Origin of the sequence: Catellatospora sp. IY07-71, from assembly GCF_018326265.1 — a bacterium.
In the GTDB taxonomy this organism is placed as follows: Bacteria; Actinomycetota; Actinomycetes; order Mycobacteriales; family Micromonosporaceae; genus Catellatospora.
In genome coordinates this window covers 7,804,991-7,830,391 of sequence record NZ_AP023360.1, presented here as the reverse complement: position 1 = coordinate 7,830,391, position 25,401 = coordinate 7,804,991, and the positions used below count along the sequence as shown (strand labels likewise).

The 25,401-nt window shown below is 73.8% G+C and carries 26 protein-coding genes; 9 read left to right on the top strand and 17 right to left on the bottom strand.

The features are described 5' to 3' along the window. Window positions 1-73: 73 nt before the first annotated feature. A complete protein-coding gene (locus CS0771_RS35080) occupies window positions 74-379 on the bottom strand; it encodes a hypothetical protein (protein WP_203746377.1) in 306 nt (101 codons plus the stop codon). A gap of 128 nt (window positions 380-507) precedes the next feature. Beyond that, window positions 508-1,080, bottom strand: a complete 573-nt coding sequence (locus tag CS0771_RS35075; protein ID WP_212845001.1) for a helix-turn-helix domain-containing protein — start codon at window positions 1,078-1,080, stop codon at window positions 508-510. 123 nt (window positions 1,081-1,203) lie between these two features. Between CS0771_RS35075 and CS0771_RS35070 the strand changes: the two genes are divergently transcribed. After that, a complete protein-coding gene (locus CS0771_RS35070; RefSeq protein WP_212845000.1) occupies window positions 1,204-2,436 on the top strand; it encodes a benzoate/H(+) symporter BenE family transporter in 1,233 nt (410 codons plus the stop codon). Here CS0771_RS35070 and CS0771_RS35065 read toward each other — a convergent pair. From CS0771_RS35065 to CS0771_RS35055, 3 genes are all read right to left on the bottom strand, one after another. Beyond that, window positions 2,324-3,073: an alpha/beta fold hydrolase gene (locus tag CS0771_RS35065; RefSeq protein WP_244871440.1), complete on the bottom strand. Its 750-nt coding sequence runs from the start codon at window positions 3,071-3,073 to the stop codon at window positions 2,324-2,326. The genes CS0771_RS35070 and CS0771_RS35065 overlap by 113 nt on opposite strands. Before the next feature lie 180 nt (window positions 3,074-3,253). Continuing rightward, entirely contained in the window at window positions 3,254-3,943 is a 690-nt protein-coding gene (locus CS0771_RS35060) for a hypothetical protein (protein ID WP_212844998.1), read from the bottom strand. Then, window positions 3,940-4,677, bottom strand: a complete 738-nt coding sequence (locus tag CS0771_RS35055) for an ATP-binding cassette domain-containing protein (RefSeq protein ID WP_212844997.1) — start codon at window positions 4,675-4,677, stop codon at window positions 3,940-3,942. Before CS0771_RS35055 ends, CS0771_RS35060 begins: the two co-directional genes overlap by 4 nt. Window positions 4,678-4,803: 126 nt before the next feature. Between CS0771_RS35055 and CS0771_RS35050 the strand changes: the two genes are divergently transcribed. After that, window positions 4,804-5,697 carry an LLM class F420-dependent oxidoreductase gene (locus tag CS0771_RS35050; protein WP_212844996.1) on the top strand — a complete coding sequence of 298 codons (894 nt, stop codon included), beginning with the start codon at window positions 4,804-4,806 and terminating at the stop codon, window positions 5,695-5,697. A gap of 4 nt (window positions 5,698-5,701) precedes the next feature. On the opposite strand, the gene CS0771_RS35045 is transcribed toward CS0771_RS35050, so the two are convergent. Beyond that, complete coding sequence (locus CS0771_RS35045; protein WP_212844995.1) at window positions 5,702-6,352, bottom strand: HAD family phosphatase; 651 nt, start codon at window positions 6,350-6,352, stop codon at window positions 5,702-5,704. A 56-nt stretch (window positions 6,353-6,408) separates the two neighbouring features. On the opposite strand from CS0771_RS35045, the gene CS0771_RS35040 reads away from it, so the two are divergent. Further along, a complete protein-coding gene (locus tag CS0771_RS35040) occupies window positions 6,409-6,855 on the top strand; it encodes an HIT family protein (protein WP_212844994.1) in 447 nt (148 codons plus the stop codon). A 96-nt stretch (window positions 6,856-6,951) separates the two neighbouring features. Continuing rightward, window positions 6,952-8,094, top strand: coding sequence for a hypothetical protein (locus CS0771_RS35035; RefSeq protein WP_212844993.1), 1,143 nt, complete (start codon window positions 6,952-6,954; stop codon window positions 8,092-8,094). Between the two features lie 73 nt (window positions 8,095-8,167). Here the strand turns inward: CS0771_RS35035 and CS0771_RS35030 are convergent, their stop codons facing one another. From CS0771_RS35030 to CS0771_RS35015, 4 genes are all read right to left on the bottom strand, one after another. After that, the gene (locus CS0771_RS35030) at window positions 8,168-8,506 is read right to left on the bottom strand and encodes a nuclear transport factor 2 family protein (protein ID WP_212844992.1); all 339 of its coding nucleotides are present in this window, start codon (window positions 8,504-8,506) and stop codon (window positions 8,168-8,170) included. Between the two features lie 121 nt (window positions 8,507-8,627). After that, window positions 8,628-9,755: a YeiH family protein gene (locus CS0771_RS35025; RefSeq protein WP_212844991.1), complete on the bottom strand. Its 1,128-nt coding sequence runs from the start codon at window positions 9,753-9,755 to the stop codon at window positions 8,628-8,630. Then, window positions 9,755-9,910: a hypothetical protein gene (locus tag CS0771_RS35020; RefSeq protein WP_203746390.1), complete on the bottom strand. Its 156-nt coding sequence runs from the start codon at window positions 9,908-9,910 to the stop codon at window positions 9,755-9,757. Before CS0771_RS35020 ends, CS0771_RS35025 begins: the two co-directional genes overlap by 1 nt. Before the next feature lie 87 nt (window positions 9,911-9,997). Then, window positions 9,998-10,153 carry a hypothetical protein gene (locus tag CS0771_RS35015; RefSeq protein ID WP_212844990.1) on the bottom strand — a complete coding sequence of 52 codons (156 nt, stop codon included), beginning with the start codon at window positions 10,151-10,153 and terminating at the stop codon, window positions 9,998-10,000. Between CS0771_RS35015 and CS0771_RS35010 the strand changes: the two genes are divergently transcribed. Further along, complete coding sequence (locus CS0771_RS35010) at window positions 10,152-10,538, top strand: YciI family protein (protein WP_212846210.1); 387 nt, start codon at window positions 10,152-10,154, stop codon at window positions 10,536-10,538. The genes CS0771_RS35015 and CS0771_RS35010 overlap by 2 nt on opposite strands. A 9-nt stretch (window positions 10,539-10,547) precedes the next feature. Further along, window positions 10,548-11,789 (top strand): RNA polymerase sigma factor, encoded by a 1,242-nt coding sequence (locus CS0771_RS35005; RefSeq protein ID WP_212844989.1) that lies wholly within the window; start codon window positions 10,548-10,550, stop codon window positions 11,787-11,789. A 177-nt stretch (window positions 11,790-11,966) separates the two neighbouring features. On the opposite strand, the gene CS0771_RS35000 is transcribed toward CS0771_RS35005, so the two are convergent. The 7 genes from CS0771_RS35000 to CS0771_RS34970 all read right to left on the bottom strand — a co-directional run bounded on the left by CS0771_RS35000 (window position 11,967) and on the right by CS0771_RS34970 (window position 23,438). Next, window positions 11,967-15,344, bottom strand: coding sequence for a family 16 glycoside hydrolase (locus CS0771_RS35000; protein ID WP_212844988.1), 3,378 nt, complete (start codon window positions 15,342-15,344; stop codon window positions 11,967-11,969). 192 nt (window positions 15,345-15,536) lie between these two features. Then, window positions 15,537-16,241: an adenosylcobinamide amidohydrolase gene (locus CS0771_RS34995; RefSeq protein ID WP_244871214.1), complete on the bottom strand. Its 705-nt coding sequence runs from the start codon at window positions 16,239-16,241 to the stop codon at window positions 15,537-15,539. 207 nt (window positions 16,242-16,448) lie between these two features. After that, the gene (locus tag CS0771_RS34990) at window positions 16,449-18,659 is read right to left on the bottom strand and encodes an MMPL family transporter (RefSeq protein ID WP_212844986.1); all 2,211 of its coding nucleotides are present in this window, start codon (window positions 18,657-18,659) and stop codon (window positions 16,449-16,451) included. Window positions 18,660-18,869: 210 nt separating this feature from the next. Then, a complete protein-coding gene (locus tag CS0771_RS34985) occupies window positions 18,870-20,507 on the bottom strand; it encodes an ATP-dependent DNA helicase RecQ (protein ID WP_212844985.1) in 1,638 nt (545 codons plus the stop codon). A 75-nt stretch (window positions 20,508-20,582) separates the two neighbouring features. Further along, window positions 20,583-21,086, bottom strand: coding sequence for a protealysin inhibitor emfourin (locus CS0771_RS34980; RefSeq protein ID WP_212844984.1), 504 nt, complete (start codon window positions 21,084-21,086; stop codon window positions 20,583-20,585). A 10-nt stretch (window positions 21,087-21,096) separates the two neighbouring features. Continuing rightward, window positions 21,097-21,705, bottom strand: a complete 609-nt coding sequence (locus CS0771_RS34975; protein WP_212846209.1) for a Crp/Fnr family transcriptional regulator — start codon at window positions 21,703-21,705, stop codon at window positions 21,097-21,099. Between the two features lie 59 nt (window positions 21,706-21,764). Then, a complete protein-coding gene (locus CS0771_RS34970) occupies window positions 21,765-23,438 on the bottom strand; it encodes an adenylate/guanylate cyclase domain-containing protein (RefSeq protein WP_212844983.1) in 1,674 nt (557 codons plus the stop codon). 134 nt (window positions 23,439-23,572) lie between these two features. On the opposite strand from CS0771_RS34970, the gene CS0771_RS34965 reads away from it, so the two are divergent. Genes CS0771_RS34965 through CS0771_RS34955 form a run of 3 tightly spaced genes read left to right on the top strand, consistent with a single transcriptional unit; the run spans window position 23,573 to window position 25,400 of the window. Next, window positions 23,573-24,265, top strand: coding sequence for a hypothetical protein (locus tag CS0771_RS34965; RefSeq protein ID WP_212844982.1), 693 nt, complete (start codon window positions 23,573-23,575; stop codon window positions 24,263-24,265). Window positions 24,266-24,276: 11 nt separating this feature from the next. Next, window positions 24,277-24,831, top strand: a complete 555-nt coding sequence (locus CS0771_RS34960) for a DUF6529 family protein (RefSeq protein WP_212844981.1) — start codon at window positions 24,277-24,279, stop codon at window positions 24,829-24,831. Further along, on the top strand, window positions 24,831-25,400 hold the full coding sequence (locus CS0771_RS34955; protein WP_244871213.1) for a Rieske (2Fe-2S) protein: 570 nt from the start codon (window positions 24,831-24,833) through the stop codon (window positions 25,398-25,400). The genes CS0771_RS34960 and CS0771_RS34955 overlap by 1 nt, the downstream gene beginning before the upstream one ends. Window position 25,401: the final 1 nt, after the last annotated feature.

Genomic DNA, 25,401 nt, shown 5'->3' with positions numbered 1-25,401 from the left:
TCGGCGGTGTGTCGCTGCCCTAACTTCATGATCGACTGATGGGTTCGTCCGGGACCGGGACGTGGGCGCGGCGCTAGGGAAGGTCGCCGGGGTCCCACTCCGCGACGACGTACGGCCGCACCAGCCCCGGCTCGGGCAGGTAGGGCTCCCAGTACACGATCTGCCAGGCCGCCTGCAGCGCGTCCTCGCACGGATAGGTGTGCCCGCAGCGGTCGCACACGCCGTGGACCTGCATGTGGTGCTCGCTCCAGCGGGTTCTGCCCTCGGTCACCATGGCCAGGGCGCGGCTCTGGATCGCCGTGCGCCCGACATAGGTGGTGCCGCGGGATAGGTGCCGTACGTCGGTGCCGGATCGGGGTCGTGGTTGCGGCCGTGACATAGCGTTCTCCTGCCGTCACCCCGCTTAACGGCGTACGCCCGGGAAAGGTACCGAACTGTCGGAAACCTTTGCCCGACCACGGATCGGCGGGCCGCCCCACTCCAATGCGGACCCCCTCGCGCACCTGGTCAGGGCTGCGGATTCGCCGTCCGGGGGTAGCGGATGAGCAGGCTCGCCTGGACCGGCTCGTCGCCGACGGCGGCGTAGCGGTGCGGCACGTCCGAGGTCCACGAGATGTGCTCGCCCGGACCGGCCAGCAGCGGGGCGTCGGCCGGGCCCGCCTGGAGCACGCCGCTGAACACGGTGACGTGCTCGGTCACGCCGGTGTGGTGGGCGGGGGAGGCCTGCGCCGGGCCGGGCGGCACGACCATGCGGTAGAGCTCGTACGTCACCGGCCCGTCGTCGAAGACCTGCAGCAGCGTCGCCTCGACCGCGGTGCCGCGCACCACCCCCGACCGCTGACCGGCGAGCAGGGTCGTGATCGGCACGCCGAGCGCGGCGGTCACCGACCACAGCGTCTCCAGGGTCGGGTTGCGGGTGCCGTTCTCCAGGCCGGACAGCGTGGCCTTGCCCACGTTCGCCCGCCGCGCCAGCTCGGACAGCGAGACGCCGGCCTGCTCGCGCAGCCTGCGCAGGCGTGCGCCGACCCCTTCCGCGCCGGGCTCCAGGGCCGGCCGACCGCTTGCCGCACGCGAACTCACCCGGCTATCGTGCACCACGAAGGGCCGTTCCGTTTGCGGAACGCACCCGCACCGCCGATCACGGGCCGCCGCGCACCGTCGCGCGCGGGCTGGGCTTGGCGGGCTGGAAAGGCGGAGGGTGCCGTGGGCAGGGTGGTGCAGCCGGTGCTGGCCGGCGTGGTGACGGCCGTGGTCGGGTTCGCGAGCACGTTCGCCGTGGTGCTGGCCGGGCTGCGGGCGGTGGGCGCCGACGAGCGCCAGGCCGCGTCCGGCCTGCTCGCCGTATGCGTCGCGTCCGGCGTCACCGCGCTCGTGCTGGGCCTGCGGCACCGCATCCCGATCAGCATCGCCTGGTCGACCCCGGGTGCGGCGCTGCTGGCCGCGACGGGTGCCGTCGACGGCGGGTTCGCCGCGGCGGTCGGCGCGTTCCTGGTCACCGGAGCGCTGATCATCGCGGCGGGGCTGTTCCCGGCGCTGGGCCGGGCGATCGCGGCCATCCCGCGCCCGATCGCGGCGGCCATGCTGGCGGGCGTGCTGCTGAACCTGTGCCTGGCCCCGGTCCGGGCGCTGGTGGACGTGCCGCTGCTGGCGATCCCGGTGGTGCTGGTGTGGGCGGTGCTGAGCCGTTTCGCCCGCTCCTGGGCCGTGCCCGCCGCGCTGATCACGGCCGTGGTGGTGATCGCGCTGGACGCGCCGGAGGCGCTGCGGGGCGCGGCCGCCGTGCCCGAGCCGGCCCTGACCGCGCCGGTGTTCACCTGGCAGGCGCTGGTCAGCCTGGCGCTGCCGCTGTTCCTGGTCACCATGGCCTCGCAGAACGTGCCCGGCATGGCGGTGCTGCAGGGGTACGGCTACACCCCGCCGCTGCGCGGCATCCTGCTCGGCACCGGCGTGGCCACCGCGGTCGCCGCGCCGTTCGGCTCACACGCGGTGAACCTCGCCGCGATCACGGCCGCGCTGGCCGCGGGCCCCGACGCGCACCCGGACCCGCGCCGCCGCTGGATCGCGTCGGTGACCGCGGGCATCGGCATGATCACGCTGGGGCTGGGCGCGGGCGCGGCGACCGCGTTCGTGCTCGGCTCGCCGCCGGTGCTCGTCGAGGCGGTGGCGGGTCTGGCGCTGCTCGGGGCGCTGGGTTCGGCGCTGGCCTCGGCCGTGGCCGAGGAGCGCGGGCGGGAGGCCGCCGTGGTCACCTTCGCGGTGACCGCGTCCGGGGTGGTGCTGCTGGGCGTGGGCGCCGCGTTCTGGGGCCTGCTCGCGGGCGGGCTCATGCTGGCGCTGCGGCGAGGAACCCCTCCACCGACGCCGCGAACGCCCGCGGATCGTCCACCCACGGAAAGTGACCCGCGCCCGGTTGCACCGTCAGCCGCGACGCGGTGAGCAGCGCGGCTAGCTGCCGCATCGCGTGCCGGGTGGGCCAGATGTCGTGCTCGCCGGCCACCAGCAGGGTCGGCACGGCGAGCGCGGCCAGCCGCTCGGGCAGCGTCGGGTCCGGGTCGAAGCCCGCGTAGAAGCCGTCGGTGGCGGCGCGGGCGAACTGGGCGGGCTCGGCGGCGGCCTGGGCGCGAGCGGCGTCGTCCCACCGGCCGTACAGCAGCGGGGCCGCGAGCATGCGCAGCCGTTCGAGGTCCTGCTCGTCGGCGGCCTCGGCGGTGAGCGCGGCGGCGGCCTCGTCGATCCACGGCTCGTGCGAACGTTCGGCGAGCACGTGCGCCAGGTCCACGTCGGACTGCAGGCCGAGCACCCGCAGCGACGGGGCGACCAGGACCAGGCGGCGCAGGCGGGCGGGGTGGGCGGCGGCGTACAGCATGCAGGTCCCGCCGCCGGCGGAGTGGCCGAGCAGGTCCATGGTGTCCAGGCCGAGGTGGGCGCGCAGCGCCTCGACGTCGTCGGCGATCCGGTCCACCCGGTACGTCGCCGGGTCGGCGGGGATCGCGGAGTCGCCGGTGCCGCGGTTGTCCAGCAGGATCAGCGTGCGGGTGGCGGACAGGCCGCCCAGGTCGCCGAGGTACGCCACGGCCTGGCCGGGCCCGCCCGGCACGCACACCAGGTGCGGTCCGTCCCCGGTCACCCGGTAGGCCAGCTCGGTCCCGTCCCATGATCGAAAGCGCGCCACCCGGGTCATTCTGCCAGCCGGAACCACCCAGGATCAGGGCTCCCGCCTTTGCGCGGCGGCAGCCCTCAGCACGGGCAGCGGTCAGGCGCGGGTGCGGCGCAGGCGGGAGTACAGGGCGAGCGCCGCCGCCGACCACAGGAGGGCGTGGGCGGTCAGCCACAGGGCGGTGGCGGCGCCGCTGCCGGAGGCGGTGAAGCGGGCGGTGGCCATCAGCGGCGGCACGAGCCACGGGACGGGGGAGCCCTGCAGCCCCAGCACGATCGCCAGCACCGAGCCGGTGACCAGCACCGCGACACCGTTGCCCGCGCTGCGGGTGACCGCGCGACAGGCCAGCCCGCCCAGCGCCACCGCCGGGAGCAGGGCCAGCAGGTGCACGCCGAACCCGAGGGCGACCGCGGCCACGTCGCCCCCGAGACCGGCCGGGTCGGGCTTGACGCCCTGCACCAGCCACGGCAGGGCCAGCGCGATCACGATGGTGCCCAGCCCGGCGACGGCGGCGGCGAGCAGCCCGGCCGTGATCTCGCGGGCCGCCGAGCCGGCGGCGACACGGGCCAGGCGGCGCTGCACGTCCGGCTCCACGTCCAGCAGGATCTTCGTCTGCCAGGCGAGCACCGGGAACAGGATCAGAGCGGAGGCACCGTACGCCTCACCGGCCTCGGCCCGGCCCCCGCCGTACAGGACGGACAGCACGGCCAGGGCGGCGATCAGGGGTGCCACGGACCGGCCGGTGCGAACGAAGGCGCGCAGCCGCATCCCGGTCAGTGCGATCACGAGCCGACCTCCTCGCGTACCCGCAGCACGCGGTGTCCCTGCTCGCGCAGGAGCGCCACCGCGCCCGCGAGGTCGGCGGCGCTGACCGCGACCTCCACCACGCAGTGCTGCGCGGCGTCGGCGCGCGCGACGGCCAGGCGGCCGTCCGCGACGGTCCACCGGGCCGCGCCCGGCAGCCGCACCGTCTCGCCGCGGTGGTCGCTGACCAGCACGCGGCCACCGGCGGCGGCGACCTCCAGCACGATCGCGGGCACCAGCTCGCGGGTGGCGGCGTCCAGGCCCTCCCACGGCTCGTCGAGGATCAGCAGCCCCGGCGGCACGAGCAGGGCCTGGGCCAGGCCGACCTTCTGCGCGGTGCCCTTGGACAGCTCCGGCAGCTTCACGTCGCGGAACCCGCCGAGGCCGAGCCGCTCGACCCAGCCGTCCACGGCCCGCCCGGCGGCGGCCCCGCGCAGGCCGCGGACCGCGGCCATGGCATGCAGGTACGCCGAGACGGTGTGCGGCTGGTCGGCGGGGAAGCGTTCGGGCACCCAGCCGACGGCGGCGGGACGGCCGGTCACCCGGCCCCGCGACGGGCGCAGCACCCCCGCGATGAGCTGGAGCAGCGTGGACTTGCCGGCGCCGTTGCGGCCGAGCACCACCGCGATCTCGCCGGCGGACAGCTCGGCCGTCACCTGCTGCAGCACCCAGGGGCCGCCGCGGCGGTAGCGCAGCCACACGTCGTCGAGATGCACCGGGCGATTGTGCCACCGGAAGCGGCCCGGCGTCTGCGGGCCGATCCCGGCGACCGCCCACGGGAACGCCCGGTGCGGCATAAAATCGACCGTCCGCGCAAGTCGGTCGCGATCCCGGAGCAGCTCATGGAAATCGGTGTGCACCTGGTCAACTTCAGCTACCCGGGCGGCGTCGCGGCGATCGCGCCGACGCTTGCCGCGGCGGGGCGGGCGGCCGAGGAGGCGGGCATCGACAACCTGTCGGTGATGGACCACTACCTCCAGATGGAGGGCGCGGGCCTGGGCGAGCCGGACGCGCCGATGCTGGAGGGCTACACCACGCTGGGCTTCCTCGCCGCGCACACCACCGGCGTGCGGCTGCAGCTGCTGGTCACCGGGGCCACCTACCGGCATCCCGCCCTGCTCGCGAAGATCGTGTCCACGGTGGACGTGCTGTCCGGCGGGCGCGCCGTGCTCGGCCTCGGCGCCGCCTGGTACGAGCGCGAGCACGCCGCGTACGGGGTGCCGTTCCCGCCCGTGGCGGAGCGCTTCGAGCGGCTGGAGGAGACGCTGCGCATCGTGCGCCAGATGTGGAGCGACGACGACGGGCCGTTCGAGGGGCGGCACTACCGGCTCGCCGAGACGGTCAACTCACCGCAGCCGCTGACCCGCCCGCACCCGCCGATCATGATCGGCGGCGGGGGCGAGAAGAAGACGCTGCGCCTGGTCGCGAAGTACGCCGACGCGTGCAACCTGTTCGCCGGGCCGCACTCCGCGCCGGAGCAGGTCAAGGCGAAGCTGGACATCCTGGCCGTGCACTGCGAGCGTGAGGGCACCGACTACGGCCGCATCCGCAAGACGGTGACCTGGAGCGACGCCATCACCCCCGACGCGGCGGGCGGCGCGGAGCTGGCCGAGCGGCTCGCCGCCTACGCGGCGCTCGGCGTGACCGCCGTGCACCTGATGCCCGGCCTGGCCGAGCCGGTGGCCTTCCTGCGCGGCGTCGGCGAGCACGTCACCGGCCCGGTCCACGCCCTCTGACCGGTCAGCCCAGGCCGAGCAGGGACGGGACCTGCGTCATCGCGGTGACGACGTGGTCGGCGCCCGCGGCGCGCAGGGTGTCGGCGGAGGCCAGGGCGGCGTGGCCGATCACGGTCATCCCGGCGGTCTTGCCGCCGCGCACGCCGTAGGGGCTGTCCTCCAGCAGCACGCAGTCCGCCGGGTCGACGCCGATCCGCTCCGCCGCCAGCAGGAACAGGTCCGGCTCCGGCTTGCCCCGGGCCACCATGGACGCGCTGTACACGTGCGGGCCGAAGTAGCCGGCCAGGCCGGTGCGGTCGAGCCGGAACGCGATCTCGGGCGGGGTGCCGCTGGACGCCACGCACACCGGCACGGCCGCCTCGCGCAGCAGGTCGAGCAGCTCGCGTACGCCGTCGACCGCGGTCAGCCCGTCGCGCTGGCGGGCCAGGGCGAGCCGCTCGTACTCGGCGGGCAGGTCGAAGCCGACGGGGCGGCCCAGCTCACGCTCGACGTCGGCGAGCGACTCGACGGTGGACCGGCCCATGTAGCGGGCGATGCTCTGCTCCAGCGTGGTGGGCAGCCCGGCCCGGGTGACCAGCTCCGCGAAGAGCGTGTTGTTGATCCGTTCGGAATCCACCAGCACGCCGTCACAGTCGAACACCACCGCTTTGATCACCCGTACAGGCTGCCATGCGAGCGGTACGCCACGCGGGGCGGGCGGAGAATGGCGGGATGGCGGTGACGGGGGATCCGGCGGTGGACGGGGAGTGTCTGCTGTGCCGGGTGGCTGAGGCGGACGCGTACTTCCGGCGGCGGCGGGTGTGGGCCGACGCGCGGTGGCGGTTGTCGGTGCTGCTGCAGGGGCCGGTGGCCGGGTTCGCCCATCTGGAGCCGTGGCGGCACATCCCGTACGTCACCGACCTGGCCGGGCCGGAGGCGGCGACGCTCGGGCCGGTCCTGGCGCGGGCCACGGCCGCACTGCGCGAGGCGACCGGCGCCGACAAGGTCTACGTGTACGTCTTCGGCGACCGGGTGCCCCACCTGCACTTCAACCTCGCCCCGCACCATCCCGGCGGAGCGCTGGCCGGTGGTCCGGGACTGCTGCGGCCCGACGCCGCCTCGGTGCCGGCGGACGCGCACGAGGCCGCCGCGACCGCCGTCGCCCGGCTGCTCGGCTGAGGAGATTTCGTAGATTCTGCGAAACCTTGTCCGGTTTGTGGGGAATCTCGGTACCGTCATGGCAACCCGTTCACGTCCCCTACCAGCGGAGTCGCCATGCGCCGCACCGTGCGACGTGGTCTGTTGTTGCTGACCACCGCCACCGTCCTGATCCTCGGCTGGCCCGGCCCCGGTGCCCAGGCCGCCGCGTACCTCAGTCACCGCTCGGCAGTCGACGTCTTCCGCGACGCCGGCATCTCCATCTGGTCCAGCGGCAACTGCTCCAACCGCAACAAGCCGAGCTGCACCTCGTTCGAGCGCATCCGCCGCAGCACGGTCGACGGGGTCCTCACCCTGCGCAAGGCCAGCAGGTGCGACCTGCGGATCACCGGCGGCACCGAGACCGGCCACGGCTCCGGCACGTACTCGCACTGGAACGGCTGGAAGATCGACATCAGCAAGTACACCTGCATCGGGAAGTACATCAAGCGCTACTTCAAGTACGTCGGCTACATCCGCGGCTGGGGCTACCAGTACAAGGCTCCCTCCGGGAACATCTACACCGACGAGGGCAACCACTGGGACATCCTGTACTACAGCTGCGGCGGCTGCTCCGGGGGCGACGATGACGACAAGGATCTCGTCCCGTCCCCCTCGGCGAAGCCCTCCGCCTCGCCCAAGCCCGCGGCCTCCCCGGCACCGTCGGCCTCGCCGAGCCGGTCGCCAAGCCAGAGCGTGAGCCCGTCCACCGGCCCGTCGGCGGCAGCCGCCCCGATCGCCCCGGTCGCCCCGGTCGCCTCGGCCATGCCGTCGGCCTCGCCCGGCGCGCTGCACCCGTCGGCGGTCCCGTCGGCCTCGGCGAGCGGGGCGAACCCAGCGGCCACACCGTCCGCACCTTCGGGTGGGGTGGCTCCGTCGCCCGATCCCTCCACGCCGCAGGCATCGCCCGTGGCCGGGCCTCCTTCGGCCGCGCCGGGTGTGTCGGTCGAGCCACGGCCGTCGGGATCGCCATCGGAGTCGCCGTGGCCGTCGGGATCGCCGGTGCCGTGGCCGTCGGGGTCGGCGGGTCCGTCGCCGAGCGCCTCGGCGTCGGCCGTGCCACTGGTGAACCCTGCGCTGGAGCCGCCGACGGCGCTGCCGCCGCCGCCCGTACACGAGCCCGTGCCCCAGCCCACGAAACTCCTGCGGGCCGTCGACCCGGCCCCCGCGTCACCACCCCCCACCCTGGACCCCGCCCAGCTCGACGCTCCCCTCGGCTGACCGGGATGCACTTTCGGGGAAACTGCACGCCACCGGGCCACCGGTGCTGCAGTTTCCCCGAAAGTGCAAGGCGTCAGCCCTTGACGTACGAGAGCTTCTCGGCGACCCGCCCGTCCCGGACGCGGATGACGTCGACGCCGCGCACGTGCCCGCTGCCCCAGTCATACCGCCACCGCTGCACCGCCAGGTCCTCGGCCACGGTCAGCTCCTCGATGTCGAACCGCCCTTCCAGCTGCTCGAACACCGGCCGCCAAGCCTCCCGGACCTCGTCGCGGCCCTCGAATCGCCGCCCGTCCGGCGCGGGATTCGTGCTCTCGAAGACCACGTCCGCGGTACACAGCTCGAGCGCGTGCTTGAGATCGTGCCCGTTCCAGGCGTCGTTGAAGGCGCTGATCAGCGCTCGCACGTCCATCGGCCGACGATAAGCCCCACCGCCCGGCAAGACCGTCCGACTTGCCTGGCACATGGGCGAATCCACGCGCAAGATACGCCCAGGTGCCAGGCAAATCGGACGATCGACGGGGTCGGGCGGATCAGACGGTGAAGCCGGTGAAGAGGAGGGCGGCGAGGGCGAGGCCGATGGCCAGGTTGGCGACGGCGGCCCCGCCGAACACGGCGACCGGCCGCCAGCCCGCCTCGCGCAGGGCGCTGACCCGCAGCTGCAGGCCGATGCTGACGAAGGCGAGGATCAGGAACCAGGTGCGCAGGTCGTTGACGACGCCGATGGTCGCCTTGGCCTCGGCCGCGCTGACCGTGCCGGCGTACCAGGTGCCGGTGGCCGACGCGGCGATGAAGCCGAGCACGAACTTCGGGAACCGGTCCCACAGCTGCCGCAGGCCCGGCCGCTCGGCGTCCTCGGTCTTCTCCACCTTGAACGCGAAGTACGCGGTGAGCGCGACCGCGACGATGCCGATGAGCGCGTTCTGGGTGGCCTTGACGATGGTGGCGATCTGCAGGGTCTGCTCGCCGGCCAGCGCGCCCGCGGCGGTCACCGCGGCTGTGGTGTCGATGTTGCCGCCGATCCAGGCGCCCGCGACGGCGGGGTCGAGCCGGAGCACGTCGGCCAGCCACGGCAGCAGGAAGATCGACGGCAGCGCGAACACGATGACCAGGCTGGCGGCGTACGCGAGCTGCTCGCGCCGCGCCCGCACGGCCCCCGCCGCGGCGATGGCGGCGCTCACGCCGCAGATCGACACGGCCGCCGACAGCAGCGCGCGCAGCTTCTCGTCGAGGCCCAGCAGGCCGCCGAGCCACCACGCGATCAGGAAGACGCTGCTGATCAGCAGCAGGGCCTGCAGGATCGCGGGACCGGCCGCCTTGACGATGAGGCTCAGGTTGATCGACGCGCCGAGCAGCACCAGGCCGGTCTTGATGAAGAACTCGGTGCGTACGGCGTCGGCGATGCGCTCGCGCAGGCCGGTGTAGTAGACGATCACGTTGCCGATCAGGCCGAGCGCGATGGCGTAGATCGGGTATTCGACCGCGGCGGCGACCTTCTCCAGGCTGGTGCCCTTGGCCGCGGCGGGGATCACGTCCTCCAGCCAGCGGGCGAGCGAGCCGAGAAGCAGCACGATGAACAGGCCGAGGACCAGCCACGGCCAGGTGCGAGCGGGCCGCTCGGCGGGGGGCGCGGCCTCGACGTCGGGGGTGGTGGCGACCATCAGGGCACCAGGCCCGTCGGGATGACTCCGGTCAGGACGAGGGCGAGCAGCAGCAGGCCGACGGCGGTGGCGAGCCAGTCCTCGCTGAGGGCGGCGCGCAGGGCGCGGGGGACACTGGGGCCGGACGGGGTGCGCTGCGGGGTCAGGTCACTCATGGCGTACGCCTTTCGGGTGGGGGAGCGGCGACGCCGTTCATTCTATACAACACCGGTAGGATTAGTCGAGAATTGAGTTCGCCCAGGTCAATGCTGGTCAACGACGGTGCGGGACGGCCGCGACGAGATTCCGCGATATTTTTCCGCGAGGCGTGTCGAGAACGGCGCGGCGGCTGTGACCACCTGATGCGAGCGGCGCACGACGGTGCCGCCGGAGACGAGGAGCCCCACCGTGAAGTACATGCTGATGATGCACACGCCCGCCGACACCTCGGCCGGGATGGAGAGCTGGTCGCCCGAGGACGTCAAGGCGCACATCGAGTTCCAGCACGCGTTCGACGCCGAGCTGCGCGCCGCGGGCGAGATGGTGTTCAACGAAGGCCTGACGTTCCCCGACCAGGCCCGGATCGTACGGGCCGGGCAGGCGGGCGCGCCGGTGGTCACCGACGGGCCGTTCGCCGAGGCCAAGGAGTTCCTGATCGGTTTCTGGATCGTCGACGTGGACTCGGCCGAGCGGGCGTACGCGATCGCCGCGCACGCGTCGGCCGCGCCCGGCGCGGGCGGGGCGCCGCTGAACATCCCCATCGAGGTGCGCCCGATCGTCGGCGCCCCGTCGGCCGACGCGTAGGTGCCGCAGATGACGCCCACCGCGCTCGGTGACCTGCTGCGCGAGCTCGCGCCGCAGGTGCTGGGCGCGGTGGTGCGCCGCTACCGCGACTTCGACAGCGCCGAGGACGCGGTGCAGGAGGCGCTGCTGGCCGCGGCGCAGCAGTGGCCGGGCGAGGGCGTGCCGGAGCACCCCCGGGCCTGGCTGATCCAGGTCGCCGCACGCCGCCTGATCAACATCTGGCGGGCCGACGACGCCCGTCGCCGCCGCGAGGAGACCGCGGTGTCGCTGGACCCGCGCGACGTGGCCGGTGCCGCCGACGAGCCGGACAGCGCGGCCGACGACTCGCTGCGGCTGCTGTTCATGTGCGGCCACCCCGCGCTCACCGCGCCGTCGGCGATCGCGCTGACGCTGCGTGCCGTCGGCGGCCTGTCCACCGCCGAGATCGCGCACGCGTTCCTGGTGCCGGAAGCGCCCATGGCACAGCGCATCAGCCGCGCCAAGCAGCGTGTCCACGCCTCCGGCGCGGCCTTCGCCATGCCCGAGCCGGCGCAGTGGCAGGCCCGCGTGGAGGGCGTGCGGCACGTCCTCTATCTGATCTTCAACGAGGGGTACGCGAGCAGCACCGCCGACGACCTCCTGCGACCCGACCTGTCCCGGGAGGCGATCCGGCTCGCCCGGATGCTGCACCGGCTGCTGCCCGACGACACCGAGACCGCCGGGCTGCTCGCGCTCATGCTGCTCACCGACGCCCGCCGCGCCGCGCGCACCGGCCCGCACGGCGAGCTGATCCCACTGCCCGAACAGGACCGCTCCCGCTGGGACGGCGCGCTGATCGCCGAGGGCGCCGCCCTGCTCGGCGCGACCCTGCGGCGGCACGCCGTCGGGCCGTACCAGCTGCAGGCGGCCGTGGCCGCGCTGCACGACGAGGCCGCCCGCCCCGAGGACACCGACTGGCCGCAGATCCTCGCCCTCTACGGCGTCCTGGCACGCCTCCAGGACAACCCGATGGTCACCCTCAACCGGGCGGTGGCCCTCGCCATGGTCCACGGCCCCGCCGCCGGCCTGGCCCTGCTCGACACCGTCGCCGAACGCCTCCCCGGCCACCACCGCGTCGCCGCCGTCCGCGGCCACCTGCTGGAACTGGCCGGCGACCTCCCCGCCGCCGCCGCGGCCTTCACCGCCGCCCTCCACGCCACCCCCAGCCCCGCCGAACTGCGCTACCTGGCCGCCCACCTCGCGTCCGTGAAGGCCCGCGCGGCGGCCGCCTGACCATCCGAGCGCCGAGCGCCGGAACGCCGCGCGGCGGGCGCTTGATCCTCCGACTTGCCTGGCACCCGGGCGTATCTTGGACGCGCTTTCGCCCATGTGCCTGGCAAGTCGAGTGATCAAGCGCCCGCCGCGTGGGGGCGGCGCCCGGCGGGTGGGCCGGGCGCCGCGATCGGTGGGTCAGAGGGGTTCGAGCCAGATGTTGCGGAAGCGGGGGTTGGCGCCCGCGTCGCCGTGGTCCTGGAGGCGGATCGGGCCGGGAGCGGCGCTCTCGGCCGCGCCGCCGCCGGTGGACCCGGCGATGGTCACGTCGTTGTGGACCACGAAGCCGTTCCACACGATGGTCACCCTGGCCTCGGCGATCTTGTTCCCGGACCCGTCGAAGCGGGCGGCCCGGTACATGATGTCGTAGGACTGCCAGGTCTCCGGTGCGGTGGCCGCGTTGCGGTCGGGCGCGCGGCGGCTGTAGATCGAGCCCGCCTCGTCGTTGGCGAGCGTGGTGTCGCCGTACGAGTCGAGCACCTGCAGCTCGTAGCGGTCCTGCAGGTAGATGCCGCTGTTCCCGCGCGCCTGCCCGGTGACGTTGCTCGGGTAGGTCGGCTCCAGCCACTCGACGTGCAGCTTGAAGTCGCCGAACGCCTGGCGGGTGCGGATGTCCCCGCCCAGCGACTCCATCGACCCGCCGGAGAAGGGCCAGGTGGCGTTCGCGCCGCCGGTGGTCTGCCACAGCGCCACGTCGTCGCCGTCGAACAGCTGGATGCGCTGCCCGCTGCCGGACACCACCCAGCGCTGGCTGAGCACCCCGGCGGCCTGCCAGATGTGGATCTGGGTGCCGTCGGCGGAGCTGCCGGACAGGGCGTCGAGCACCTTGCCCGACTGCGGGTTGAGGATGGTGCCGTCGGCCTGCGGCTGCCAGACCTGCGAGCCGGTGCCGTTGCAGGTCCACAGCTGCACCTTGGTGCCGTTGGCGGTGCCCGCGTTGTCGACGTCCAGGCACTTGCCCAGCGCCTGGAACGTGCTGCCGACCCGGGCCCAGCGCTGGGCGTTGGAGCCGTTGCAGGTCCAGAGCTGGATCTTCGTGCCGTTGGCCGTTCCGGCGTTGTCGATGTCGAGGCACTTGCCGCCGGTGCCGACGATCGCCCCGGCGCCACCGGTGATGGTCAGCGCGTCCAGGTTGACGTGCCCGACGTCGCCGGTGTCCACCTTGTACGCGATGGTGTTGGCCCCGGCGTTGAGCGCCACGCTCTCGGTGTGCACCGACCAGGTGTCCCAGTTCGGGGTCGCGCCGAGGGTGATCTGCCGTAGCTTGGTCCCGTTGACGTACAGGCTGACCGTCTTCGCCATGGCGGACGGGTTCGGCCCGTTGGAGTAGCGCAGGGCCGCCTGGTACACCCCCGCCGAGCTGGTCGTCACGGTGAACGTGGTGCTCGCGCCCACGCTGCCGTAGCCGGCGACGAAGCCGCTGCCGGTGTAGCCGGTGTGGTCGGTGGCGACACTGGCGGTCCCGCCGCGCACGGCGTTCTCGGCCTGGTAGACGCCGTCGGCCGGGGGCGGGGTCTGCCCCGGGATGGCGTTGAGCGTGTACCACGCCTCGGTGCTCCACAGCGACTGGCCGCTGGTCGAGGTGAACGGGCGCGGCGAGCGCACGTGCACCACCCGGCCCGCGAGCAGGCCCGGCACGGTGAGCGTGACCTTCTTGCCGTCGGCGGACAGGGTCGCCGCGCTGGGCGTCAGCGTCTGCTCGTCGATCTTCGGGCCGCCGTAGTCGGCGGTGGGCTGGTAGCGCCACTGCTTGACCTTGTAGCTCGACAGCAGGCTCGCCGCGGTCGCGGCCGACAGGGGCTGGGTGTACTCCAGCTCGAAGCCGGTCCCGGTGGCCCGCATGGCGAGGATGTCGAACACGGCGGCGCCGTTCGGGGTGAGTTTCTGCAGGCCGTAGGTGAGCTTGCCGGACTGGCCCCAGTTGCCGCCCGCGCCCAGGCCGCCGACGTAGATCGCACCGTCGGGGCCGAGCGCCACCTCGGAGACGCCCGCCTCCAGGCCCTGCGTCATCCGGAACAGCGCGCCCTGGTACTCCCCGTTGACCTTCTCCACGTACGCCCGCTGCAGGCCGCCGTAGGTGACGTCGCCTATCACGAACTGCCCTGCGTACGGGCCGCTGGGCAGCAGCAACGGGGTGCTGGGCGAGTTGGCGATCTCGTTCTGCGGCATCCACAGCACCGGCGGCGTCACCGGCGCGGCGTCGAACTGCCCGGCCGGGGTGGTGTAGTGGTTGAAGAAGCGGCCCTGCTTGATGTGCACCAGCTTGGACGCGGGCAGCCAGCCGCCCTGGTTGTCGGTGACGAAGACGCCGCCCTCGGGGCCCCAGCCGATGCCGTGCGGCGTACGCAGGCCACCGGCCACGTAGGACACCGCGCCGGTCGCCTTGTTCACCTTGATGGAGGTGCCCCGGTTGACCGCGGGCTGCGGGACCGTGGTCGCGCCGCCGTAGTTGATCGACACGGACAGGTTCAGGTAGAAGAACCCGTCGGCGTAGAGCAGGCCGAACGCGAACTCGTGGAAGTTGCCGCCCCACGGCCAGGTCGCGATGGTGTTGTACTGGTCGGCCACCTCGTCGCCGTTGGTGTCCAGCAGCTGGGTGAGCCGCTGCTTCTCGGACACGTAGACGACGCCGTCGACCACCTTGAGGCCCATCGGCTCCTTGAGGTTGCCGGCGATCTTCTTGGTGGTGACGCCGGACGGACCGCCGGTCCCGCCCGTGCCGCCGAGGATGTACACCTCACCGGCCTGGGACGTGCCGGACTGGTCGTTGCCGCCCCAGGTGCAGACCACCAGGCGGCCGTCGGGCAGCCAGTCCATGCCGGTGACCTTGGGCTGGAACGTGCCGGGGCGCAGGTTGGTCAGCGTGTAGCCGGGGTGCACGCCGGTCAGCGGCAGCCCGTCGCCGGCGGAGTCGGTCGCGCCCTCGCACTCCTTGCGGCCGGGCGCGGTCACCCGCACCACACCCGCGTCCGTGCTCAGCGCCGAGTTCGGCACCAGCGTGTACGCGCTCGCGCCCGGCAGGCGCCACTCCAGGGTGAGCTGCTGGCCGCCGGTCGCCTCGAAGAAGTTGACGTTCAGGGCGTGGTAGCCGGTGGTCAGGGTGACCGCGCCCTCCTTGGCGGTGGCGCCGTGCAGCCCGTCGTGGTCGATCACCATGGCGCCGTCGATCTTCAGCTCGGAGCCGTCGTCGCTGGTGAGCCGGAACGCGTAGGAGCCGGCGGTGGTGATGTTGACGTTGCCGATGACCTGGGCGAGGAAGCGGTCCTCGAATCCGAACTCGGCGGCGGTGGTCCAGTTGACCGTCGGCATGAGCTTGTCGACGTTCGGGGTCTGCGCGGCCTTGAGCGTGCACAGCTCGGTCAGCGACACCTGCAGGTCGTAGACGCGCAGCGTGACGCCGGGCTCCTGAGCGGGTATCGCGGCGGTGGCGGGGACCGCCCAGACGCCGCCGGCCAGGGCCAGGGTCAGCGTGGCAAGGACGGGACCGCGGAGCCGGCGTAGCAGTCGTCTGCCCATCGTTCCTCCCGGGGGTGAGGGGGTGTCCGACGGGTCGCGGCGGTCGTTGCCCGCGCGGTGACCGTCGGTCCGTGCGCGGGTGGTCATCGACGCCGACGATTAACGCACCCGAAACATCGGTGGATCGGAACATTAGATGCTTTCGATCGCGCTGTCCATATCTTCTGAACAGATCGGCAAAAGTTCTTGTGGCTACTGCGAAAGTCGCCGGTCGCGGTAGCGGGCCGCGGCCTCGTAGGTCGCCGCATGCACGGCTCTGGCCAGGCGCGATCCCCACTCCGAGCGCGGCCCGGCGAACGTGGTCGGTTCCCCCGCCCGCCAGGCCGCCACGCATACCGCGTCGGTGGGTGTGCCCGAGGCGTCGAAGCCCGCGTCCCGCAGTGCCTGCACCTTGGCCTCGGTCGCCGTGGCCACCGCGTTGACCAGCGCCGCGTCCGACAGCGCCACCGGCACCGCCACGACGATGTTGATCGTCCCCGGCACCAGGACCTCGCGCGGCACGGCGACCGGGCCGGGTGGTACGGCGGCGGGGTCCGCGGCCCACCCGCACACCCCGATCCCGGCCGTCACCACGGCCTCCGCCCCGCCGTCGGCCGCGTGGGCGCCCTCCGCGACCCGGGCGGCGGTCATCAGGCCGACCCCCGGCCCGCTCAGCCCGTGCTCACGCGCGATCTCCGCCAGGTGCCGATCCGGATCCAGCCGGGTGTATCCGTGTCCGACCTGCGCGTTCAGCACCCACTCCCGCTCACCCAGCCCGCCGCCCAGCACCGCGCTGGAGATCATCCGCCAGCCCGGTCCGGCCCGCCACAGCAGCGCGGGCAGGGTCCCCTCGCCGTCCGCGTGCCGGACCAGCTCGGGTAGCAGCGGGGTCGGGTCGGGGCAGGGCAGCGAGGTCACACGGGACCCTAACCCGCTCATGGCTCCCGGCCGCGGGCGGCGTCACGACCCTCTGCCCGCAGGCGCGCCGCCCGGCGGGTGCCGGCGAGCGCCGGTCGCGAGCGGCAGGTCATCCGCGCCGGACCACAACTTCTGGGATGTAGCTACATCCCAGAAGTTGTGGTCTGCGGCAGCAGGCGTGTTCCGGAGCCGTGGCCGCCGCTGCCGCTAACCGTCACCGCGCCCAAGATCGTCCGACTTGCCTGGCACCTGGGCGTATCTTGAGCGCGCTTTCGCCCGTCTGCCAGGCAAGTCGGACGATCTTGGGGCGGGCGCGGGCGCGGGCGGAGGCGGGGGCGGGGACGGGGACGGGTGGGTGGTGGGCCACCAGTTGGTGCGGCCGAGGAGGGACATGAGGGCGGGGAGGAGGAGGCCGCGGACGACGGTGACGTCGAGCAGGACGGCGACCGCCATGCCGACGCCGATCTCCTTGACCGCGATCAGGTCGCCGAGGGCGAAGCCGAGGAAGACGATGCCGATCGAGACGGCGGCGGCGGTGACCACGGGGCCGGTGGCGGTGATCCCCGCGAGGACCGCGCGGTCGTTGTCGCCGTGGCGCTGCCACTCCTCGCGGATGCGGGCCAGCAGGAAGACCTCGTAGTCCATGGACAGGCCGAAGATGAAGACGAACAGCAGCAGGGGCGTGGTCAGGTCCAGGGCGCCCCACGGGGTGAAGCCGAGCAGCCCCGCGCCCCAGCCCCACTGGAACACCGCGACCAGCACGCCGAGCGTCGCGGCCAGCGTCAGCAGGTTCATCAGCAGCGCCTTCACCGGCACCACGAGCGAGCCGGTGAGCAGGAACAGCAGCAGCCCGGTGGCGAGCACGACCACGGCGAGCGCGGCCGGCAGCCGCGCGGCGGTGGCGTCCTTGGCATCGACGAGTTCCGCGGCGGGGCCGGTGACCTGGAGCGACGGGTCGAGCGCGCGCAGGTCGCGCACGAGCTGCTGAGCCTGTGGACCCGATGCCCCGCCGGGCAGCTCGACCTCGGCGACGGTGGCCTGCGGGGGTATGCCCTCCCGCACGTCCACATCGGTCACCCCCGGCACGGCGCGCATCCGCTCCAGCAGCGCGACCGTCGCCGGGTCGCTCGCGGACGCCTCGATCAGCACCGGCACCGGCTGCGGGTACCTGTCGGCGAAGTCGCGCTGGACCACCTCGTACGCCTGCCGCGCCGCGCTGGTCGCGGGCAGGGAGCGGGCGTCGGAGTCGGCCAGGTTCGCGCGTAGCAGCGGCAGGGCGAGCACCAGCAGGCCGACGGTGACCGCGAGCGCCACCACGGCGGGACGGCGCTGGGCGTACCCGGCGGATCGGGCCAGGAACCCGGGGCCGCGGCGGGCCGCGCGACGCCACACCCAGGTGCGTGTGCCCGGCGCGGGGATGCGCCGGTGCGCGATCGCGACCAGCGCGGGCACCAGGGTCAGCCCGGCGGCCGTGGCCAGGGCCACCACCAGCGCGCCGCCCAGCGCCATCGCGGCCAGCAGCGGCTCGGCGAACACGAACAGCCCGGACAGCGCGATGCCCACGGCCAGCCCGGACACCAGCACCGCGCGCCCGGCGGTGGCGACCGTGCGGGCCACCAGCTCGGGCACGGGCGCGCCGGGATCGGCGGCCCGCTCCTCGCGGAACCGGGCCACGATCAGCAGGCTGTAGTCCACGGCCAGGCCGAGGCCCAGCAGCGTCACCACGTTGACGGTGTACTCGCTGACCGGCATCGTGCCGGCCAGCCCGGTCAGTGCCAGCAGCGTGCCCGCGACCACGGCCAGCGCCGCGCCCAGCGGCAGCAGCCCGGCGGCCAGCCCGCCCAGCATCACGATCAGCGCCGCGCACAGGACGACCAGCGCGACCGACTCGCCGAACGCGGCGTCGGCGACGGCCTGGTCGTTGAAGTCCCGCTCGGCCAGCAGCTTTCCGCCGACGAGGATCTCGGGGGAGTCGATGCGGTGCAGCGCGGCGGCGACCCGCTCGGCCACGGCCAGCGCCTCGTCGTCGCTCAGCTCAGGCTGCAGCTCGATCACCGCGAGGGAGTTCTGCCGCTCGGGTCCGATCATGCCGGAGCCCGCGGTGTACGCGTCAGTCACCTCGGCCACGCCGGGGATGGCGCGGATCTCGAACATGATCCGGGTGGCGCTGTCGACCAGCGCGGTGGCGTGGAAATCCCGCCCGCCGATCACCGCGACGACCGTCTCGCCCTCCGGGTCCAGCGCGTCGAGCCGCGCCTGCGCCAGCGTCGAGGGCGCGTCCGGGCGCAGCCGGCCGGGTGACTCGGTGCGGTCGTACACCGAGCCGCCGAGCACCGCCCCGGCCAGCGCCAGCACCGTCCAGATCGCGCAGACGACGTATCGCCCGCGCGCCGCCGCCCTGCCCAGCCGTGCCAGCATCGCGCCCTCCCCGGCGGCCGGAGCGATCTCCGTGCGCCGTGGTCATGAAACACTGACGCTTGCGGATACGCAATGCCCGCCGCCCGGGGTCCGGCCGCTAGGCTGGGCCGGTGACGAGTGAGGACGTGTTCACCAGACTCTTCGGCATCGTGATCGGGATCCTCCTGATCGTCGCCGCGATCCGGTGGATGTTCGGCAAGAAGTGACCGCTCAGGAGCGCTGCTCCGGGATCAGCAGGTTCTGTGCCGTGACCACCGCGACCGACAGGGTCTTGTAACCCACGTCGTCGAACAGCACCGTCATCCGGTCCTTCTCGTAGCCGAGCACCATGCCCATGCCCCAGCCCGCGTGGCGGACCGTGCTGTGCAACGGGAACGGCACGTCGTCGGGGACCACCTCGGAGGTGCCCTCGTGGCAGCTGTCGCAGTGCCCGCACGGGTTGTTCAGCTGCTCGCCGAAGTAGCCCAGCAGCGCCTGCACCCGGCAGCCGCGCATCTCGGCGAAGCGGCGCATCATGTCCGTACGCGAGCGCTGGCCCGCCTGGTAGCGCCCGTGTTCGGCCAGCGCCTCGCGGGCGGCCTGGTCGGGCAGCGGCGCGTAGCGCGGCACGCTCAGCTCGCCCTTGGCGCCGGTGGCCACCGCGCCGACCTGTTCGAGCAGGCTGAGGTATGCCGCGAGCTTGCGGGCGCCGTAGCCGGTGTTCTTGGCCAGCGCGGTCTTGCCGATCGGGCCGCTGTGCAGGGCCGCGGCGACGGTGCGCAGCTCGGCCAGGTCGGGCGCGCCGCCGTTGAAGAAGCGCTGCAGCGCCACGTCCTCGGCGCGGTGCAGCAGCAGCGCGTGCGCGGGCTCGCCGTCGCGGCCCGCCCGGCCGATCTCCTGCAGGTAGCTGTCGGGCGAGTCGGGCAGCGCCATGTGCACCACGAACCGGATGTTCGGCTTGTCGATGCCCATGCCGAAGGCCGACGTCGCCACCATGATCGGCACCCGGTCGGACAGGAACGCCTCGTGCGCCTTCGCGCGCACGCCCGCGGCCATGCCGCCGTGGTAGGCCATCGCCTCGTAGCCGGCGTCGGTGAGCCGCTGGGCCAGCTCCTCGGCGGCGCGGCGGGTCGGCACGTACACGATGCCGGGCGGGGTGGCCTCCTCCAGCAGCTTCAGCAGGCGCCGCCAGCGGTAGTCCTCGCTGGGGCAGTGCGTGGCCTCCAGGAACAGGTTGGGCCGGTCCAGGCCGGTCAGCACGATCTTCGGCTTGCGCAGGCCGAGCCGGGCGGTGATGTCGTCGCGCATGGGCGGCGACGCGGTGGCGGTCAGCGCCACCACCGGCGGGCGGCCCAGGCCCCGGATCAGGTGCCCGATGGACAGGTAGTCCGGGCGGAAGTCGTGGCCCCACGACGAGATGCAGTGCGCCTCGTCGACCGCGACCAGCGCCGGGCGCAGCGCCTTCACCTCGGCCAGCCGCTCCGGCGAGCTGAGCTGCTCCGGGGTGATGAACAGGAACCGCGCCTTCCCCTCGCGCAGCTCCTGCAGCGCCGCGGCCTGCTTGGCCGGGGTCTCCACGGAGCTGATGCGCACCGCGCGCAGCTTCGGGTTGCCGCGGTCGTTGAGGTTGGCGATCTGGTCGTGCTGCAGGGCCAGCAGCGGTGAGATCACCACGGTCGGTCCCTTCAGGAGGGACGCGGTGACCTGGTAGACGGCCGACTTTCCGCCACCGGTGGGCAGCACCACCAGCGCGTCGCGGCCGCGCAGCAGGGCGCGCATGGCGTCCAACTGCGCGGGGCGCAGCCGGTTCCAGCCGAAGTGGTCACGGGCGGCGCGGCGCAGGCGCAGGGAGCGGAATAGCAGCATCATCGCCGCGACTCTAACCAGTTACGGCGACACGCAAACGTCCTCCGCGCCCTGTCCTTCGACGCGTCTGGATGAAGATCAGTTGCTGGCAGCCCCGCTGACCAGCACGGCGATCGCCATCGCGGTCTGTGGCAGATTTTCGTCACTGGGGCAGTCGCTGAACGAGACCAGGACCGGCCCGGCGTCCCCGGTCACCGTCACCTTGTACGCGAACGCGTCCGCGCACTTGGTCTCCCCGCGCTGCTGCCTGCTCTCGGCGGCGAACGCCGGCTCGGTCGCCAGGCGCTGCAGCTCGTGCGCCTGCTGGGCGTTCAGCTTGCCGGACTTCGTGGTCCCGGCCTTGTCGGTGGCCGTCCAACTCCCGTCCGGGTTGACGATGAACGTGTCGTTCACCCCCGCGATGCCGCCGCTGCGGACCACCGTCACCGACGGCATCACCGCGGCGCCCGAGGTCGCCACGGGCGGCTCGCCGGGCGGATCGGCCGGGCCCGCGCACGCCGCGACGACCAGCAACAGCGCCGCGACCACGGCAGTGCGCAACACGGCCCCGACGGCGGATGAGTTCGGTACTGCATTAGCCATGAACGCCAGTCTATGCGCGGGGCAGCCCGGCGCGGGCGCGGAGGGCGGGCAGGTCCAGGACCGTGACCTGCATGCGGCTGGTGCGGACCCAGCCGTTGGTACGCAGCACACCCAGCGCCTTGCTCACCGCCTCCCGCGACGCGCCCACCCAGCCCGCCAGCTCGTCCTGCGACAGCGGCAGCGCGATGGCGATCGCGCCGCCCTCCGCCCGGCCGAACCGTTCGGCCAGCTCGACCAGGCGCGCCGCGACCCGGCCGGTGCTGTCCTGCGCGCCGAACTCGACGCGCTTGCGGTCGGCGTCGCGCAGCCGCTCGGTGAGCAGCCGCATCAGCAGGATCGCCACCCGGCCGTGGGCCTGCAGGTACGCCTCGAACTCGGGCAGGAGCATGACCAGCGCGGTGACCGGCTCCAGCGCGGCCAGCGTGGCCGAGCGCGGCGCACGGTCCACGGCGGACAGCTCGCCGAGCAGCGCGCCGGGGCCGCGTACGGCGAGCACGACCTCGCTGCCTGCGGCGGTGTGCGAGGAGGCCTTGACCCGGCCCGCGCGCAGCATGGCGACCCAGTCCGAGCTGTCGCCCTCGCGGCACAGCACCTCGCCGCGCGTCCACCGGCGCTGCATGCTGTGCCGGGTGAACGCCTCCTGCTCGTCGGCGGTGAGCAGGCCCCAGAAGTCGCCGCTCACGGGGCCAGCCCGGTCACGGCGTACGCCCGCACGGTGGTGACCCGCCCCTTGACGGTCAGGTCGCCCATGGGCTGCGCCACGATCGCGGCCCCGGCGGCCAGCCGGGTCGCCTCGCCGATGACGACCTGGCCCGGCTCGGCCAGCGTCTGCAGGCGGGCGGCCACGTTGACCGCGTCGCCCATCGCGTTGAAGCCGCGCAGCTGCTCGCTGCCGATGTTGCCGACCAGCGCCGGGCCGGTGTTCGCGCCGACCCGGAAGCGGGGCCACTCCGGGTGCCCGGCCGCGATCGCGTCCACGCCGCGCTGCATCGCCAGCGCGGCCCGCACCGCGCGCAGCGCGTGGTCGGGCTGGCGGGCGGGCGCGTTGAACAGGGCCAGCAGCGCGTCGCCGACGAACTGCACCACGGTGCCGCCGTTGTCGAGGATGCACGGCACCGCGACGCCGTGGTAGCGGTTGAGCATCCGCACGATCTCGGCCGGCTCCACGCCCTCCGAGAACGTGGTGAAGCCGCGCAGGTCGGCGAAGAGCGCGGTCACCTCGACCACCTCGCCGCCGAGCGCGGCCTGGTCCGGGTCGGCCAGCAGCGCGGCGGCCACGTCGGGCGACAGGTAGTGCCGGAACAGGGTGCCCAGCGTCCGCGACAGCTCCCGCTCGGCCGACAGCGCGGCGGCGGCCCGGTCGAGCACCGCGGTCTGGCCCTCGGTGAGCCCGAAGCGCTCGGCCAGCCGCGCGGTCACCGGGCCGGTGTCGGTGCCGGTGCGCTCGCGCTCCTGCAGGGCGGTGGTCAGCTCCTCCAGCGCGGCGCCGTACTCGGCGCGGATGGCGCGGGCGGTCTGGTCCAGCGTGATCGCGTCGAAGATGCCGCCGCTGCCGCCCTCGCGGCCGTACTGCACGTACGCGCTGTAGGCGACGAAGCCGAAGGCGAAGGCCAGCAGCAGGTGCCACTCCCACCAGGACAGCGCCCACTTCTTGGCCAGCAGCACCGCCACGGTCGCCTCGGCCAGCAGCGTGAACGCGGTGACGATGCTGATCAGCATGGCGGCCGGCTTGCGCCGGTGCATCGCGAAGTAGCGCAGCGCCGCGACCAGGTAGAGCCCCACCGTCGCCACGGTCACCCAGACCATCGGCCCCTGCACGTCGCGCGGACCGGGGCGGGCGTTCAGCGGCGGCAGGTCGAGCAGCTCCACCGCGCCCCACCCGAGGATCAGCAGCCAGAGTCCGAGCTGGAGCGCGCGCCGCGCGCGGAGCACCGCGTCGCCCCGCACGCCCTCCAGGTCCAGCGAGGAGACCAGCGCGAACACGGCCGCCACGGCCAGACCGACCGGCTGCGAGAGGTCGAACCCGACCGACGGGTGGTGCACCAGCACCCCGGGCGTGGCCAGCGCGTGCAGTAGCAGGAAACCGGCGCTGGCCAGGAACGCCAGCGACACCAGCAGCAGCCGCGCGTCGGCACGGGTCCGGGCCACCGCGCCCATCCGCACGCCCAGCACCACGTTCACCGCCGCGACGGCCAGCACCAGCCAGAAGTGGCTGTGCGAGTCGTGCCAGGAGACGTCGGTGCTCGGCACCGCCAGCAGCAGCCACAGCCCCGCCAGCGGCAGCGCGAGGTGCACCAGCCAGACCGCGGCGCGGACCGGCTGGACGGTGGCGGGGAGGTAGGGGCGCGGCACGCCGACACCCTACGCCGCGCCGACATCACCTGGCACTGTCGCGAATGCGCTGTGTGGACTAATGCGCAGACCGCCCGGCCGATTCGGAGTTCCATCGAGTACGTCACCCCCGGTGACGACCGAAGGAGCTGACTATGAAGCGCAACGGGCCCCTGATCACGCTGCTGGCCGGGCTCGCGCTGGCGGCCGTGCTGATCACCGTGAACCTGACCGTCAACGCGCCCGGCGGCGCCGATCCCGATCCCGCCGGGTTCGGCGCGGCGGCACCGACCGCGACCGCCGCCGCGCCCGCGACCGAGGCCCCGGCGACCAGCCCGCCCGCCGACCCACCGCCCAGCGAGGCGGCCGCGAAGGTGAACGCCCTCTGGGCCGGTCCGGTCAACGGCGGCGGCGCGACCATCGCGATCGCCGTGACCGACGGCGTGGCCGTGGCGTACCTCTGCGACGGGAAGAAGGCCGAGGTGTGGCTGCAGGGCACCGCCGCGGCCGGGAAGCTGGAGCTGACCGGTGCCAAGGGCGCCACGCTGACCGGCACGTTCGGCGGCGGCAAGGCCGCGGGCACCGTCGCGGCGGCCGGGCGCACCTGGAAGTTCACCGCGCCCGCGGTGAAGAAGCCGTCCGGCCTCTACCGCGCCACCGCCACCGTACGCGGCGCGAAGGTCGTCGGCGGCTGGATCGTGCTGCCGAACGGCAGCCAGGTCGGCGTCGTGTCCGTGGACGGGCAGCCGGGCCCCGCGCCCGCGATCGACCCGGCCACCGGCGCGGTCACCGTCGACGGGGCAGCCCTCACCGCGACGCCGGTGACCGGCGCGCTCACCGCGAACTGAGAGAGGACGCCATGGACACCGAAGGCACCCGCCGGATCACCTCCGCGGCCGGCCTGTACGTGCCGCTGCTGCTCGGCGCCGTGGTCGCCGTGACCCTCGGCGTGTACGGCAACGTGCACACCCCCACCGGCGTCTCGGTGAACGTCGCCGGGTTCTCCGGCCCGATGGAGGTGAAGGTCTGGCTGGCCAGCGGGGCGGCGCTGCTCGCGCTCGTGCAGCTGGTCACCGCGCTGGCGATGTGGGGGAAGTTCGGGCCGGGCATGCCGAGCTGGCTCGGGCCGCTGCACCGCTGGTCGGGCCGGGGCGCGTTCCTGCTCGCCGTGCCCGTCGCCGTGCACTGCCTGTACGCGCTGGGCTTCGCCACGTACGACACCCGCACCCTGGTGCACTCGCTGCTGGGCTGCTTCTTCTTCGGCGCGTTCACCGTGAAGATGCTGAGCCTGCCCAAGCGCGGGCTGCCCGGCTGGACCCTGCCGCTGCTCGGCGGCGCGGTGTTCACCGCGCTGATCGGCCTGTGGCTGACCTCGTCGCTGTGGTTCTTCACCACGTTCGGAGTGCGATTCTGATGGCTGACCTGATGGGACGGACCGACCACGCCGACCCGGCGGGCACCTGCGGTGCGGGCTGCGCGTCGCGGCGGGCGGTGCTGGCGGGCGTCGCCGGGGCCGCCGCGCTGCTGGCGGGCTGCCAGACCTACGGGCAGCACGCCGATCCGGAGGCCGCGGCCGCAGACCTGCCCACCGACACCCCGGCCACCGAGGGCGCGGCCACCCCGGGCGCGACCTCCGGGGCCACGCCCGGCGCGGAGCCGACCGGCCCCGGCGCCACGAAACCGGCCGCCCCGGCCGCCAAGGCCCTCGTCGAGGCGTCCCGGGTCCCGGTCGGCGGCGGCGTGATCCTGGAGGGCGAGCGCCTCGTCGTCACCCAGCCCCAGCAGGGCGTCTTCAAGGCGTTCTCGGCGATCTGCACGCACCAGGGCTGCGTCGTCACCGAGGTCCGCGACGGCATCATCGAGTGCGGCTGCCACGGCAGCCGCTTCCGCGCCACCGACGGCTCGGTCGCCGGCGGCCCCGCCACCCGCGCCCTCCGCGAAACCCGCGTCAAACCCGACGGCCCCAACATCATCCGCGCCTGAC

What these genes read in the sequence shown, in the direction of transcription:
- CS0771_RS35000 (WP_212844988.1), bottom strand. Translation starts at nt 15,344, where the DNA reads ATGGGCAGACGACTGCTACGCCGGCTCCGCGGTCCCGTCCTTGCCACG.
- CS0771_RS35010 (WP_212846210.1), top strand. Translation starts at nt 10,152, where the DNA reads ATGCTGATGATGCACACGCCCGCCGACACCTCGGCCGGGATGGAGAGC.
- CS0771_RS34975 (WP_212846209.1), bottom strand. Translation starts at nt 21,705, where the DNA reads ATGCAGCGCCGGTGGACGCGCGGCGAGGTGCTGTGCCGCGAGGGCGAC.
- CS0771_RS35050 (WP_212844996.1), top strand. Translation starts at nt 4,804, where the DNA reads ATGGAAATCGGTGTGCACCTGGTCAACTTCAGCTACCCGGGCGGCGTC.
- CS0771_RS34980 (WP_212844984.1), bottom strand. Translation starts at nt 21,086, where the DNA reads ATGGCTAATGCAGTACCGAACTCATCCGCCGTCGGGGCCGTGTTGCGC.
- CS0771_RS35015 (WP_212844990.1), bottom strand. Translation starts at nt 10,153, where the DNA reads ATGTACTTCACGGTGGGGCTCCTCGTCTCCGGCGGCACCGTCGTGCGC.
- CS0771_RS35035 (WP_212844993.1), top strand. Translation starts at nt 6,952, where the DNA reads ATGCGCCGCACCGTGCGACGTGGTCTGTTGTTGCTGACCACCGCCACC.
- CS0771_RS35040 (WP_212844994.1), top strand. Translation starts at nt 6,409, where the DNA reads ATGGCGGTGACGGGGGATCCGGCGGTGGACGGGGAGTGTCTGCTGTGC.
- CS0771_RS35080 (WP_203746377.1), bottom strand. Translation starts at nt 379, where the DNA reads ATGTCACGGCCGCAACCACGACCCCGATCCGGCACCGACGTACGGCAC.
- CS0771_RS34990 (WP_212844986.1), bottom strand. Translation starts at nt 18,659, where the DNA reads ATGCTGGCACGGCTGGGCAGGGCGGCGGCGCGCGGGCGATACGTCGTC.
- CS0771_RS34985 (WP_212844985.1), bottom strand. Translation starts at nt 20,507, where the DNA reads ATGATGCTGCTATTCCGCTCCCTGCGCCTGCGCCGCGCCGCCCGTGAC.
- CS0771_RS35030 (WP_212844992.1), bottom strand. Translation starts at nt 8,506, where the DNA reads ATGGACGTGCGAGCGCTGATCAGCGCCTTCAACGACGCCTGGAACGGG.
- CS0771_RS34960 (WP_212844981.1), top strand. Translation starts at nt 24,277, where the DNA reads ATGGACACCGAAGGCACCCGCCGGATCACCTCCGCGGCCGGCCTGTAC.
- CS0771_RS34965 (WP_212844982.1), top strand. Translation starts at nt 23,573, where the DNA reads ATGAAGCGCAACGGGCCCCTGATCACGCTGCTGGCCGGGCTCGCGCTG.
- CS0771_RS35020 (WP_203746390.1), bottom strand. Translation starts at nt 9,910, where the DNA reads ATGAGTGACCTGACCCCGCAGCGCACCCCGTCCGGCCCCAGTGTCCCC.
- CS0771_RS34955 (WP_244871213.1), top strand. Translation starts at nt 24,831, where the DNA reads ATGGCTGACCTGATGGGACGGACCGACCACGCCGACCCGGCGGGCACC.
- CS0771_RS35025 (WP_212844991.1), bottom strand. Translation starts at nt 9,755, where the DNA reads ATGGTCGCCACCACCCCCGACGTCGAGGCCGCGCCCCCCGCCGAGCGG.
- CS0771_RS35005 (WP_212844989.1), top strand. Translation starts at nt 10,548, where the DNA reads ATGACGCCCACCGCGCTCGGTGACCTGCTGCGCGAGCTCGCGCCGCAG.